Source organism: Enterobacter sp. Ap-867 (genome assembly GCF_011752855.1).
Taxonomy (GTDB): Bacteria; Pseudomonadota; Gammaproteobacteria; order Enterobacterales; family Enterobacteriaceae; genus Cedecea.
Genome location: NZ_VWWS01000008.1, coordinates 235,545 through 248,932, shown reverse-complemented (window position 1 = coordinate 248,932; position 13,388 = coordinate 235,545). Strand labels below are relative to the sequence as shown.

General features: G+C 55.0%; 10 protein-coding genes. 9 read left to right on the top strand and 1 reads right to left on the bottom strand.

The window, feature by feature from the left end:
* The first annotated feature begins 145 nt into the window (after nucleotides 1-145).
* Genes ssuE through ssuB form a run of 5 tightly spaced genes read left to right on the top strand, consistent with a single transcriptional unit; the run spans nucleotide 146 to nucleotide 4,401 of the window.
* Nucleotides 146-721 (top strand): NADPH-dependent FMN reductase, encoded by a 576-nt coding sequence (gene ssuE, locus F3J26_RS19580; protein ID WP_008461226.1) that lies wholly within the window; start codon nucleotides 146-148, stop codon nucleotides 719-721.
* The gene (locus F3J26_RS19575) at nucleotides 714-1,691 is read left to right on the top strand and encodes an aliphatic sulfonate ABC transporter substrate-binding protein (RefSeq protein WP_166995524.1); all 978 of its coding nucleotides are present in this window, start codon (nucleotides 714-716) and stop codon (nucleotides 1,689-1,691) included. Before ssuE ends, F3J26_RS19575 begins: the two co-directional genes overlap by 8 nt.
* Nucleotides 1,688-2,833 carry an FMNH2-dependent alkanesulfonate monooxygenase gene (gene ssuD, locus F3J26_RS19570; protein WP_166995522.1) on the top strand — a complete coding sequence of 382 codons (1,146 nt, stop codon included), beginning with the start codon at nucleotides 1,688-1,690 and terminating at the stop codon, nucleotides 2,831-2,833. Before F3J26_RS19575 ends, ssuD begins: the two co-directional genes overlap by 4 nt.
* A gap of 9 nt (nucleotides 2,834-2,842) precedes the next feature.
* Nucleotides 2,843-3,634 (top strand): aliphatic sulfonate ABC transporter permease SsuC, encoded by a 792-nt coding sequence (gene ssuC, locus F3J26_RS19565; protein ID WP_166995520.1) that lies wholly within the window; start codon nucleotides 2,843-2,845, stop codon nucleotides 3,632-3,634.
* Nucleotides 3,631-4,401 (top strand): aliphatic sulfonates ABC transporter ATP-binding protein, encoded by a 771-nt coding sequence (gene ssuB, locus F3J26_RS19560; RefSeq protein WP_166995518.1) that lies wholly within the window; start codon nucleotides 3,631-3,633, stop codon nucleotides 4,399-4,401. The genes ssuC and ssuB overlap by 4 nt, the downstream gene beginning before the upstream one ends.
* Nucleotides 4,402-4,438: 37 nt before the next feature.
* Here ssuB and pepN read toward each other — a convergent pair whose 3' ends face one another.
* Nucleotides 4,439-7,051 carry an aminopeptidase N gene (gene pepN, locus F3J26_RS19555; RefSeq protein WP_166995516.1) on the bottom strand — a complete coding sequence of 871 codons (2,613 nt, stop codon included), beginning with the start codon at nucleotides 7,049-7,051 and terminating at the stop codon, nucleotides 4,439-4,441.
* A gap of 214 nt (nucleotides 7,052-7,265) precedes the next feature.
* On the opposite strand from pepN, the gene F3J26_RS19550 reads away from it, so the two are divergent.
* The 4 genes from F3J26_RS19550 to ompF all read left to right on the top strand — a co-directional run bounded on the left by F3J26_RS19550 (nucleotide 7,266) and on the right by ompF (nucleotide 13,233).
* Nucleotides 7,266-8,510: an ankyrin repeat domain-containing protein gene (locus F3J26_RS19550; protein ID WP_166995514.1), complete on the top strand. Its 1,245-nt coding sequence runs from the start codon at nucleotides 7,266-7,268 to the stop codon at nucleotides 8,508-8,510.
* A 263-nt stretch (nucleotides 8,511-8,773) separates the two neighbouring features.
* On the top strand, nucleotides 8,774-9,976 hold the full coding sequence (pncB, locus tag F3J26_RS19545; protein WP_166875399.1) for a nicotinate phosphoribosyltransferase: 1,203 nt from the start codon (nucleotides 8,774-8,776) through the stop codon (nucleotides 9,974-9,976).
* 177 nt (nucleotides 9,977-10,153) lie between these two features.
* Nucleotides 10,154-11,554, top strand: coding sequence for an asparagine--tRNA ligase (gene asnS, locus F3J26_RS19540; RefSeq protein WP_008461212.1), 1,401 nt, complete (start codon nucleotides 10,154-10,156; stop codon nucleotides 11,552-11,554).
* 596 nt (nucleotides 11,555-12,150) lie between these two features.
* A complete protein-coding gene (gene ompF, locus F3J26_RS19535; RefSeq protein ID WP_008461210.1) occupies nucleotides 12,151-13,233 on the top strand; it encodes a porin OmpF in 1,083 nt (360 codons plus the stop codon).
* Nucleotides 13,234-13,388 lie beyond the last annotated feature (155 nt).

Here is a 13,388-nt window from a genome sequence, read left to right as displayed (position 1 = left end):
CGTTTTCTTTCCCGGCGCGCAATATGCGCTTTTTCGCAAATCTATCCCGGAAAAATCACTTAGCCACGGAAATCATCTCTGCGAGTATCACGCTAATTGTTATCAATGTTAGATAAAAGCAAACAATTAGTTATAAGGAGTCGTGATGCGTGTGATTACCCTGGCCGGAAGCCCTCGCTACCCGTCCCGTTCCAGCTCGCTGCTGGAGTATGCGCGGGAGAAGCTGAGCGCCCTTGATGTTGAAGTTTATCACTGGCACTTACAGAACTTCGCGCCTGAAGACCTGCTCTATGCAAGGTTCGACAGCCCGGCGCTGCTGGCGCTCACCGAACAACTCAGCACTGCCGACGGCCTGATTATCGCCACGCCGGTTTACAAAGCCTCGTTTTCAGGCGCGCTAAAAACGCTGCTCGATTTGCTCCCCGAACGCGCCTTAGAGAAGAAGGTTGTTCTGCCTCTCGCCACCGGCGGTACCGTGGCGCATATGCTCGCCGTGGACTATGCCCTTAAACCGGTGCTGAATGCGCTCAAAGCACAGGAGATCCTGCACGGCGTTTTCGCCGACGACGGCCAGATAGCCGATTACCAGCACAAACCTCAGTTCACGCCTAACCTACAAAAACGTCTGGACGAAGCGCTGGAAACCTTCTGGCAGGCGCTCCACCGCCGTGACTTTGCGGTACCTTCGCCGTTTAACGCCCGAGGGGTGAGCCATGTTTAATTTGCTTAAACGCCGCTCTCCGTGGCTCGCTTTTGCCGGCCTGCTTGCTTTTTCAACCTATAGCAACGCCTCGGACAGCGGCCCGGAACAGCTGCGCATTGGTTACCAAAAAGGCTCCGTCAGTATGGTGTTAGCCAAAAGCCACCAGCTCCTGGAGAAGCAATACCCGAATACCAAAGTCTCGTGGATTGAGTTTCCCGCCGGGCCACAAATGCTGGAGGCACTGAACGTCGGCAGCATCGATTTGGGCAGCACGGGCGATATCCCGCCTATTTTCGCGCAGGCCGCCGGAGCGGATCTGCTGTATGTAGGTGCCGAGCCGCCCAAACCGAAAGCAGAGGTGATTCTGGTCCCCGAAAATAGCCCCCTGAAAACCGTGGCGGATTTAAAAGGCCATAAGATTGCCTTCCAGAAAGGCTCCAGCTCACACAACCTGGTGCTGCGCGCGTTGCAGCAAGCCGGACTGAAGTTTTCCGATATTCAACCCGCTTACCTGACCCCCGCCGATGCCCGCGCGGCCTTTCAGCAAGGGAACGTCGATGCCTGGGCTATCTGGGATCCGTACTATTCGGCAGCGCTGTTAAACGGCGGTGTTCGCGTCTTAACGGACGGCAGCGAGCTGAATCAAACCGGGTCGTTCTATTTAGCTTCCCGTCCTTATGCAGAAGCGAACGGCCCGTTTCTTCAACAGGTACTGAAAACCTTTAGCGATGCCGACGCGCTCACCCGCACGCAGCGGGCAGCAAGCGTAGCGCTTCTCGCTAAAACGATGGGCCTGCCTGAAGCCGTCATTGCCACTTACTTTGACCATCGCCCTCCTTCAGAAATTACGCCGGTCAACGAAGCGACTGCTGCCAAACAGCAAAATACCGCCGACCTGTTTTATGAAAATCGCCTTGTTCCAAAGAAAGTCGATATCCGAACCCGCATCTGGCAACCCGCCGGCAAGACACAAGGAGCTAAGTCATGAGTCTGAATCTGTTCTGGTTCTTACCTACCCACGGGGATGGGCACTATCTTGGCAGCGACACGGGCGCACGCCCGGTCGACTATGGCTACCTGCAGCAAATAGCTCAGGCTGCAGACCGCATCGGCTACACCGGCGTGCTGATCCCGACCGGGCGTTCCTGCGAGGATGCCTGGCTGGTGGCGGCCTCAATGATCCCGGTCACTCAACGGCTTAAGTTCCTGGTCGCACTGCGCCCGAGCGTTGTCTCCCCTACTCTTGCCGCTCGCCAGGCCGCCACGCTGGATCGCCTTTCCAACGGGCGAGCATTGTTTAACCTGGTGACCGGGGGCGACGCTGAAGAACTGGCTGCGGAAGGCGTTTTTCTAAACCATGAAGAGCGCTATGAGGCCTCTGCAGAGTTTACGCACATCTGGCGACGCGTCCTGGAAGGTGAAACCGTCGACTATGACGGCAAACACATCCAGGTCAAAGGCGCGAAGCTGCTTTATCCCCCGGTACAGCAACCTCGCCCACCGCTTTATTTTGGCGGATCGTCCGATGCCGCTCAGGATCTTGCGGCCGAGCAGGTTGACCTTTACCTGACCTGGGGCGAACCTCCACATTTGGTAAAAGAAAAGATCGAGCAAGTTCGGGCGAAAGCTGAAGCGCGGGGGCGGCAAGTTCGCTTTGGTATTCGCCTGCACGTTATTGTGCGCGAAACCAACGAAGAAGCGTGGCAGGCGGCAAACCGGCTTATTTCTCACCTCGATGACATCACCATCGCCAAGGCACAGGCCGCTTTTGCCCGCAGCGACTCCGTCGGGCAACAGCGCATGGCCGCCCTGCACGGCGGTAAGCGAGACAAGCTGGAGATCAGCCCTAATCTTTGGGCCGGTGTCGGTCTGGTTCGCGGTGGGGCTGGCACCGCGCTGGTGGGCGATGGGCCAACGGTCGCGGCCCGCATAAACGAGTACGCCGACCTGGGCATCGACAGCTTTATTCTTTCCGGCTATCCGCATCTGGAAGAAGCCTACCGCGCGGGCGAACTGCTGTTCCCTCACCTTGACGTGGCGATCCCAGAAATTCCTCAGCCGCGACAGGTTCAGGAAAAAGGAGAAGTTATCGCCAACGATTTTATCCCGCGTAAAGTGGCGCAGAGCTAGGGAGGCACCATGCAAGCGTCCGTGCACAGAGTCTTGCTGCGCCTGGCCCCCTGGGCGCTGCCGGTGGCGATTGTGCTTCTCTGGCAATTAGCTTCGTCTGCAGGCTGGCTTTCCACCCGTATTTTGCCCTCTCCAGAGGGCGTCGTGCTGGCTTTCTGGAGCCTCTCAGCCAGCGGTGAACTCTGGCAGCATCTGGCTATCAGCTCCTGGCGTGCCGTGATTGGTTTCAGCATCGGCGGATCGCTGGGCCTGATCTTAGGCCTGATTAGCGGCCTGTCGCGATGGGGCGAACGCCTGCTGGACAGCTCTATTCAGATGCTGCGCAACGTTCCACATCTGGCGCTGATCCCGCTGGTGATCCTGTGGTTTGGTATCGATGAGACGGCCAAGATCTTTCTGGTGGCGCTCGGGACGCTGTTTCCTATTTACATCAATACCTGGCACGGCATCCGCAATATCGATCGTGGCCTGCTGGAAATGGCGCGCAGCTACGGCCTTTCCGGGTTTAGCCTGTTCGTGCACGTCATTCTGCCGGGTGCGTTGCCGTCCATTATGGTCGGCGTACGTTTTGCCTTAGGCCTGATGTGGCTGACGCTTATTGTCGCCGAAACGATCTCGGCAAATTCAGGGATTGGCTATCTGGCGATGAATGCCAGGGAGTTCCTGCAAACCGACGTGGTGGTGGTGGCCATCGTGCTGTATGCGCTGCTGGGCAAACTCGCCGATGTCAGCGCCCGCCTGCTGGAACGCGTCTGGTTACGCTGGCATCCGGCTTATCAATTAAAGGAGGAGACGGTATGACAACTGCTCGTCTGAACCAGGGCACGCCGCTGTGGCTCAACGGCGTCAGCAAACGCTACGGCGATAAAAGCATTCTCAATCAGCTTGAGCTGCGTATCCCCGCCGGGCAGTTCGTGGCGGTGGTCGGCCGCAGCGGCGGCGGCAAAAGTACCCTACTGCGCCTGCTTGCCGGGCTGGAAACACCCAATCACGGCGCGCTATTCGCAGGCAGTGCACCGCTGCGGGACAGCCAGGATGATACGCGGCTGATGTTTCAGGACGACAGGCTGCTGCCGTGGAAAACGGTGATAGATAACGTCGGGCTCGGGCTGAAAAATAACTGGCGAGACGCAGCTCTTCAGGCGCTCACCGCCGTTGGGCTTGAAAATCGGGCCAATGAGTGGCCAGCGGCACTTTCCGGCGGGCAAAAGCAACGCGTGGCGTTGGCAAGGGCGCTCATCCATCGCCCGCGCCTGCTGTTGCTCGACGAACCGCTGGGCGCGCTGGATGCCCTGACGCGTATTGAGATGCAGGAGCTGATTGTTTCTTTGTGGCAGGAACATGGCTTTACCGTGCTTTTGGTCACCCATGATGTCAGCGAAGCCGTCGCCATGGCCGACCGCGTGTTGCTTATAGAAGAGGGGAAAATTGGCCTGGACCTGACGGTTGATTTACCGCGTCCGCGCCGCCTGGGATCGGTGAAGCTAGCGGAGCTGGAGGCTGAAGTGCTTGCCAGAGTGATGAAACGAGGTTCTGAGGAGCCGGCGCGCCAGGTGCGCACCGGCTGATTTAATACCCTATCCCTGAAAGGGATAGGGGCAAAGATTACGCCAGCGCTTTGGCAATCTTCTCGAACAGATCCCCGGACAGGTCTTCCAACCCTTTCAACTGCTCCAGCGCGGCACGCATCTTAGCCTGACGTTCGGCGTCATAACGCTTCAGGCGAATCAGCGGCTCTACCAGACGAGAGGCAATTTGCGGGTTGCGGCTGTTGAGCTCGGTCAGCATCTCGACCATAAACTGGTAGCCACTGCCGTCTTTGGCGTGGAACGCGGCCGGGTTGGCTGAAGCAAACGCGCCAATCAGAGAACGTACGCGGTTCGGGTTGCCCAGGCTGAAAGAACGGTGGTTCAGCAGCTCGCGAACCTTCGCCAGCGTGTTGCTGCCCGGGCTGGTCGCCTGCAGCACAAACCACTTATCCATGACCAGGCCATCTTTGTGCCATTTCTCATCGTAATCAGCCAGCAGCGCTTCACGGCATGGCAGCTGCGCGGCCACCGCGGCGGACAGTGCGGCAATAGAATCGGTCATATTGTCCGCCTGCTGATACTGCTCGCGTACCAGTTGCTCAGCAAGTTCAACGTCGCCAAACGCCAGATAACGCAGGCAAGTGTTGCGCAGCGCGCGCTTGCCGATATCACCGTGATCCACGCGATAGCTGTCGAGCTTATTGGCGTTATAGATAGCCAGGAACTCGTCGGCCAGCTCTGCTGCGAGGGTGCGGGTCAGCGCCCCGTGAACTTCAGCAATGGCAATAGGATCGATGGTCTGGAACAGCTCGGCAATTTCATTCTGCGAAGGCAGCGTCAGGATCTCCGCGGCGAGCGCCGGATCGATCTTCTCATCCAGCAGAATGGCGCGGAATGCGTCAGCCACGTGCAGCGGCAGAGAAAGCGGCTGCCCTTGCTGGCTGCGGTTCACGTTGATCTTGATGTAGTTTGCCAGCAGGCTTTGCGCCGCATCCCAACGGGAGAAGTCGTTCCGCGCGTGGCGCATCAGGAACGTCAGCTGCTGGTCGCTCCATTTGTACTCGAGCTTCACCGGCGCAGAGAATTCGCGCAGCAAAGACGGCACCGGCTGGAAGTAGACATTGTCGAAAACAAAGGTCTGTTCGGCCTGGGTCACGTTCAGCACGTGGTGCACCGGGTGACCGTCCTTCTGCAGCGGAATGACCTTCCCTTCGTTATCGTAAAGCTCGATATCAAACGGGATATGCAGCGGGTGTTTTTCCTGCTGTTCAGCGGTCGGCGGCGTCATCTGGCTGATAGTCAGCGTGTAGTGCTCAGTTTCCGGGTTGTAGTCGTCACGCACGGTGACAACCGGCGTCCCGGCCTGGCTGTACCAGCGGCGGAAATGAGACAGGTCAACGTTGGACGCATCTTCCATCGCCTGCACGAAGTCATCGCAGGTCGCCGCGCTGCCGTCATGGCGTTCAAAGTAAAGCTGCATGCCCTTCTGGAAGTTTTCTTCGCCCAGCAGCGTGTGCAGCATACGAATCACTTCTGAGCCCTTCTCATACACCGTCAGGGTATAGAAGTTATTCATTTCGATAACTTTGTCCGGGCGGATCGGGTGCGCCATCGGGCTGGCGTCTTCGGCGAACTGCATCGCGCGCATGGTACGCACGTTTTGAATACGGTTAACTGCGCGAGACCCCAGGTCGGAGCTGAACTCCTGGTCACGGAAGACGGTTAACCCCTCTTTCAGGCTCAGCTGGAACCAGTCGCGGCAGGTGACGCGGTTACCGGTCCAGTTGTGGAAATACTCGTGGCCGATGACGCGTTCAATGTCGAGGTAGTCTTTGTCAGTCGCAGTTTCGGCGCGGGCCAGGACATACTTCGAGTTGAAGATATTCAGCCCTTTGTTTTCCATCGCCCCCATATTGAAGAAGTCGACGGCGACGATCATATAGATGTCGAGGTCATACTCCAGGCCAAAACGGGTTTCATCCCACTTCATAGACGCCTTCAGCGAGGTCATCGCCCAGTCAGCGCGATCCAGATTCCCGCGGTCAACAAACAGCTCCAGCGCAACGTTACGGCCGGAACGGGTTTTGAAGCTGTCGCGCAGGACGTCAAAATCCCCCGCCACCAGCGCAAACAGGTAGCAAGGTTTTGGGAACGGATCCTGCCACTGCACCCAGTGACGGCCATTTTCCAGCTCGCCTTCGGCAATGCGGTTGCCGTTAGCCAGCAGATACGGATATTTGTTTTTGTCGGCGATGACTTTGGTCGTGAAGCGCGCCAGGACGTCCGGGCGGTCCAGGTACCAGGTGATGTGGTGGAAGCCTTCAGCTTCACATTGGGTACATAACGCTTCCCCGGATTGATACAGCCCTTCAAGCGCGGTGTTGGTTGCCGGGCTAATTTCGTTCACAATCGTCAGCGTGAAGGCGTCAGGAACCTGCTCCAGAATGAGCGCGCCATCTTCCTGGCGATAGTGCGGCCAGGCGCTACCGTTTACGGCAATGGAAACCAGCGTGAGGTCTTCACCATCAAGATGCAGCGGAGCGCCCGCTTCGCCCTGACGGACAATTTTGCTGACTGCGGTGACCTGAGTTTTTGCGGCATCAAGGTCAAAGGTCAAATCGATATCGGTTATCGTATAATCCGCCGCGCGATAGTCGTGGCGATATTTGGCTTGTGGCTGTTGTGTCATAAAAAACCTTATACATCGTCCGTAAGATAACGAACTTCAGTCTATTCCTGTTGCCGGAATGTTGCTACGCAGAATCTTCATCTTTGGCGGCCGATAGCCCAAATTTTTTACCGCTTTATGCGGTATTACGCTTTCTCTCCTGCACCTTCCGGCACGGAACTCTTCCTTTTCCTACGCCACTCAATGCAGCCCCTTCCTCCTGAGAGAACTTAATATGCGTATTCCTCCTTCCGGCCCCATGGCTTTTCATCAGGCCGTTGCCCAAAACGATATTGCTACCATCCAGAAGCTAAGGCAGCAGGGTTATAAACCCGTCGCTCTGGACCAGCACGGAAACTCACCGCTGGATGCGCTGGCTAACCGCCGTGATATTGACGGCACTACGCGGGCGCGGCTTTACCACAGCCTTTTGGCTTCGCTGAATCCCAGTGCGCCGTCGGGCTATATCAAGCCGGAAGCTTTTCATGGCTCTCCCTGGGGCTTTGAAATATTGCGCAGCGGCGCGCTGAAAGGCGGCGTGAACGATCCTAAAGGCGGTTCACAGTCGCTGGAGGGAAAAGTGTTTTTCTCCGACCGGACGCGGGAGTCGAGCAACAAATTTGAAACGCGTGAGAACCTTCGCCAGAAACCGCGCGTGTACGCAAAGGGACTGGGTATTAAGCCCACCACGGTGGAGACGCGCTCGAACCTGTACGTGCTGAGCAAAGCCATCAATCATGCTTCTTCTGCCAGCCATTTCCCAGCCTCAACGCTGACGCTAAAAAGCAGCAATAATCTGGAAGAGGCGGTGTATAACAGCCTGGTGCGTCTTTTGTCGAATAACGGTTATCGCCTAAAAAAGGAAACGCCGGAGCAAATCCTGCAGCAAACCGGCGTCCCGGCGCATATCAAATTCGTGGATAACAGCCACCCGCCTTCCGGGGAACAAACGCGGAAACTGATCGGTAGCGCCTTTAAGCGCATTGAAAATGAAATGATCGGCGGAAAATTACCGTTCCTGAATCTGCTCAACGATGGGCAAACCCTGCCGCTGGTGTTTGGCTTCAGTAAAGTGAACAACCTGAAAACCCATACCATCCATAATTCGTTGAGCAACACCGCCTCGATGTTTAACTACCAGGCTGAAAACCATTCCCTGAGCGGGACAGCTAACGGCGGCAAGCTCAAAGAAATTGAAGTGAAATCCCTGGCCGATCTTGCCACGCTCACGCTTGCCTGTAAGGTACAAAACGTCGCGTTACCGAAAGACGCGCTAATTCGTATCAACCCAACACCGAATGAAAAAAAACAGCACGGGCTGAAGGCGCTGTATCTGGATGCATCCGCACTCGCCAGATTCAGTCACGCGCTGCTCGGGTCAGGCACAACGAATATGGGCAGGATGACGCTCGAGCAACTTCAATCCCTGAATCACATCCTGCGTGAAAAAGCGGAGAACGGCAGTCTTCGCATTCGTTAGCTGCCAGTCAACATCGGCGGCCATTCGCCGCCGGTGATTTCACCGAGAAAAGGATGTCGCACGTTTTGTTTAGTACTCTAAACACCATTTAATTCAATGCATTGAACTCTATTATAGCGCTAAACATTTCATAAACTGCCCCAGAGCCTGCCCGTCTAATGTTGTGATCCTGCTTCAATAAACAGATAATCAGGGTATACTCCCGCGTCTTAATTTGCCCGGACTGATGGAAACGCTCCTGTGAGAGGATGCTGAAACGCGCCATGACACGACACGCTTCCCCGATTTTGCAAACGCTTCTGGATACTGACGCCTATAAGCTTCATATGCAGCAAGCGGTTTATCACCGCTATTACGACGTAAATGTCGCAGCGGAATTCCGCTGCCGCGGCGACGACCTGCTGGGCATTCATGCCGAGGCTATTCGTGAGCAGGTCGCGGCTATGCAGCACCTGCGCCTCAGCGACGAAGAATTTCACTGGCTGAAAAGCCTGCCCTTTTTCAAAGCCGATTACCTCGACTGGCTGCGTGACTTCCGCTATGACCCTGCTCAGGTTCAGGTGACCAATAATCATGGTCACCTGGATATCCGCCTAAGCGGCCCCTGGCGGGAAGTCATCATGTGGGAAGTTCCCCTGCTGGCGGTAATCAGTGAAGTCGTTCACCAGCATCGCGCCCCCGGCGTGACGCCAAAAATGGCGCTGGATCACCTGGAAACTAAGCTGCAGGAATTTAACACGCTGACCGCCGGGCTGGATCTTTCCCATTTCCGCCTGATGGACTTCGGCACCCGCCGCCGTTTCTCTCGGGAAGTGCAGCAGGCGATTGTCGAGCGCCTCAAGCAGGAGCCGTGGTTTATCGGCACCAGCAACTACGATCTGGCCCGCCGGCTTGATCTTACGCCGATGGGCACCCAGGCCCACGAATGGTTCCAGGCGCATCAGCAGATAAGCCCGGACCTGGCGAACAGCCAACGTGCAGCGCTGCAGGCGTGGCTGGACGAATATCCCGACCAGCTAGGAATAGCCCTGACTGACTGCATCACCATGGATGCCTTCCTGCGTGATTTCGGCAAGGAGTTTGCCACGCGCTACCAGGGACTACGCCATGACTCCGGTGACCCGGTTGAGTGGGGAGAAAAAGCCATTGCCCACTACCAGAAGCTGGGTATCGATCCGTTAAGCAAAGTGTTGGTATTTTCCGATAACCTGGATTTAAACAAAGCCGTGGAGCTTTACCGCCGCTTCTCATCCCGGGTTAACCTCAGCTTTGGTATCGGCACACGCCTGACCTGCGACATTCCGCAGGTTAAGCCGCTGAACATCGTGATTAAGCTCGTGGAGTGCAACGGTAAGCCGGTGGCTAAGCTTTCGGATAGCCCGGGAAAAACCATCTGCCACGACAAAGCCTTTGTTCGGGCACTGCGCAAAGCCTTTGACCTTCCTCTGGTTAAAAAAGCCAGCTGATTCAGCGATAATCGGTGAATAGCCGCTTCGCTATTCACCGCCCTTCTCTCATTCCTTTATTTCTTCATCAGTAACGCGAATTCTGCTTGTCTGATGGCGCGCGACAGGTAACATAGATAACCCCCATCTGTGGGTTACTATTTTTTTTGTCATTGACCATTTAATAGAGAGAAAACTATGAGCGTTGTGCCTGTAGCCGACGTACTCCAGGGCCGTGCCGCCGTTGACAGCGAAGTCACCGTGCGCGGGTGGGTACGTACTCGAAGAGATTCAAAAGCTGGTATCTCCTTCCTCGCCGTCTACGACGGTTCCTGCTTTGATCCTGTACAGGCCGTCATTAATAATTCTCTGCCCAATTACAATGAAGACGTGCTGCGCCTGACCACCGGCTGCTCCGTGATTGTGACCGGCAAGGTGGTCGAGTCTCAGGGCCAGGGCCAGGCATTCGAACTTCAGGCTACCAAAGTTGAAGTGACCGGCTGGGTTGACGATCCGGATACTTACCCGATGGCGGCAAAACGCCACAGCATCGAATACCTCCGCGAAGTGGCTCACCTGCGTCCGCGTACCAACATGATTGGTGCCGTGGCTCGCGTTCGTCACACGCTGGCTCAGGCGCTGCATCGCTTCTTCCATGAAAACGGTTATTTCTGGGTCTCTACTCCGCTGATCACCGCTTCGGACACCGAAGGTGCTGGTGAGATGTTCCGCGTTTCAACGCTGGATCTGGAAAACCTGCCTCGCACCGCAGAAGGCAAAGTCGATTTTGATAAAGACTTCTTCGGGAAAGAAGCCTTCCTGACCGTTTCCGGCCAGCTGAACGGCGAAACCTACGCGAGCGCGCTGTCCAAAGTTTATACCTTCGGGCCAACCTTCCGCGCGGAAAACTCCAACACCAGCCGCCACCTGGCGGAATTCTGGATGCTGGAACCGGAAGTCGCCTTTGCCGATCTGGACGACGTTGCCGGTCTGGCCGAAGCGATGCTCAAGTACGTCTTTAAGGCTGTTCTGGAAGAACGCATGGATGACATGAAGTTCTTTGCCGAGCGCGTGGACAAAGAGGCCATTGAGCGTCTCGAACGTTTCATCTCCGCAGACTTCGCCCAGGTGAACTACACCGATGCGGTCGACATCTTGCTGAACTGTGGGCATAAGTTCGAAAACCCGGTTTACTGGGGCGTCGATCTCTCCTCCGAGCACGAGCGTTACCTGGCCGAGCAGCACTTCAAGGCACCGGTGGTGGTGAAAAACTACCCGAAAGACATCAAAGCTTTCTATATGCGCCTTAACGAAGACGGTAAGACCGTTGCCGCGATGGACGTCCTGGCGCCAGGCATCGGTGAAATCATCGGTGGTTCCCAGCGTGAAGAACGTCTGGATGTGCTGGATGCGCGCATGGCTGAAATGGGTCTGAATAAAGAAGATTACTGGTGGTACCGCGACCTACGCCGCTACGGCACCGTGCCGCATTCCGGTTTCGGCCTGGGCTTTGAGCGTCTGATCGCCTATGTTACCGGCGTTCAGAACGTGCGCGACGTGATTCCGTTCCCACGTACTCCACGTAACGCCAGCTTCTAAGCCAACAAAACCAAAGGCCAGCTTTTCGCTGGCCTTTTTTACATTTGAGAATAAAAGGTCTATTTTCTTCAACGCTCATTAAGCAAACGTCAATTTCAACCTCCATTCCCGACTGCCCGGTTACCAACTGTTTCTATCTCACACTCTTTAACAAAAATTGCGCTTAAGTTTGCTCGCATTTCAAATCGGTGCTGGGCATAGCACAATCGTTCACTTTTCACACAGACATCTGGACATCCAAAAACAAGTCAAAAAATGAACAATTGTGAGCATGAAATACCCATTCACTGAGCTTATGCGGATTAAACATAAGTAATTCATATATATATGTTAACAAGCGAAGCATTTTTGTTGCGCTAAGAATGAAATTTGAAATGGTTCACAAAGTTCCCTAAAATTAATATTTAGTTACACATATTTTCTTTTTGAAACTCAATGTGCGTATTTGTAGCACTTTCAGGCTAGCGAAACGGTTTCATGGATGGAAAGATGCCTGACAGATACAGAAAGACACCAAACTATCATCAATAGTTCCGTAAAGAATTATTGACGGCAGTGGCAGGTGTCCATAAAAACCACAATGAGGGTAATAAATAATGATGAAGCGCAATATTCTGGCAGTGGTTATCCCTGCTCTGCTGGTAGCCGGTGCAGCTAACGCTGCAGAAATCTACAACAAAGACGGCAACAAAGTAGACCTGTACGGCAAAGCGGTAGGTCTGCACTATTTTGCTAAAGACAACGGTGTTAACGCTCAGGGTAACGGCGACAAAACTTACGCCCGTCTTGGCTTCAAAGGCGAAACTCAGATTAACAGCCAACTGACCGGTTACGGCCAGTGGGAATACAACTTCCAGGGTAACAACTCTGAAGGTGCTGATGCTCAGAAAGGGAACAAAACCCGTCTGGCCTTCGCAGGTCTGAAATTCGGTGACGCAGGCTCCTTCGACTACGGCCGTAACTACGGTCTGGTTTATGATGCAATCGGCGTGACCGACATGCTGCCAGAGTTCGGTGGCGATACCGGCAACAGCGACAACTTCTTCTCCGGCCGTAACGGCGGCCTGGCCACTTACCGTAACCACAGCTTCTTCGGCCTGGTTGACGGTCTGGACTTCGGCGTTCAGTACCTGGGTAAAAACGACCGTGATGGTAACCCAACCCGCTCTAACGGCGACGGCTGGGCGAGCTCCGCAAGCTACACCGTTGATGGCTTCGGCATCGTAGGTGCATACGGCGCGGCAGACCGCACCAACACTCAGCAGACTCTGACTTACGGTCACGGCGCTAAAGCTGAGCAGTGGGCTACCGGTCTGAAATATGACGCGAACAACATCTATCTGGCCGCGCTTTACGGTGAAAGCCGTAACGCTACCCGTCTGACCATCAACGGTACCGACGGCTTCCTGAACAAAACTCAGGACTTCTCCGTTGTGGCACAGTACCAGTTCGATTTCGGCCTGCGTCCATCCATCGCTTACTACAAATCTAAAGCGAAAGATGTTGAAGGTATCGGCAGCGAAGACTACATCAACTACATTGATATCGGCGCGACCTACTACTTCAACAAAAACATGTCTACCTACGTTGACTACCAGATCAACCAGCTGGACAAAAACAACAAGCTGGGCGTTGGCTCAGACGACACCGTTGCGGTTGGTATCGTTTACCAGTTCTAATTTCAGCCATTTGTTTGTCTGAAATGTTTAAAAACAGGGCTTCGGCCCTGTTTTTTTATGGCAAAAAAGTAGAATAAACCCGATGTTATCGCTAACCGTCTCTTTTTGTCGCAAACGGTTGGCAATTCGTAAAACAGCAGTTAACCTGAAAGCGA

Excerpts from the sequence above, each read along its gene's own strand:
- ssuE (WP_008461226.1), top strand. The coding sequence starts at position 146 with ATGCGTGTGATTACCCTGGCCGGAAGCCCTCGCTACCCGTCCCGTTCC.
- F3J26_RS19575 (WP_166995524.1), top strand. The coding sequence starts at position 714 with ATGTTTAATTTGCTTAAACGCCGCTCTCCGTGGCTCGCTTTTGCCGGC.
- ssuD (WP_166995522.1), top strand. The coding sequence starts at position 1,688 with ATGAGTCTGAATCTGTTCTGGTTCTTACCTACCCACGGGGATGGGCAC.
- ssuC (WP_166995520.1), top strand. The coding sequence starts at position 2,843 with ATGCAAGCGTCCGTGCACAGAGTCTTGCTGCGCCTGGCCCCCTGGGCG.
- ssuB (WP_166995518.1), top strand. The coding sequence starts at position 3,631 with ATGACAACTGCTCGTCTGAACCAGGGCACGCCGCTGTGGCTCAACGGC.
- pepN (WP_166995516.1), bottom strand. The coding sequence starts at position 7,051 with ATGACACAACAGCCACAAGCCAAATATCGCCACGACTATCGCGCGGCG.
- F3J26_RS19550 (WP_166995514.1), top strand. The coding sequence starts at position 7,266 with ATGCGTATTCCTCCTTCCGGCCCCATGGCTTTTCATCAGGCCGTTGCC.
- pncB (WP_166875399.1), top strand. The coding sequence starts at position 8,774 with ATGACACGACACGCTTCCCCGATTTTGCAAACGCTTCTGGATACTGAC.
- asnS (WP_008461212.1), top strand. The coding sequence starts at position 10,154 with ATGAGCGTTGTGCCTGTAGCCGACGTACTCCAGGGCCGTGCCGCCGTT.
- ompF (WP_008461210.1), top strand. The coding sequence starts at position 12,151 with ATGATGAAGCGCAATATTCTGGCAGTGGTTATCCCTGCTCTGCTGGTA.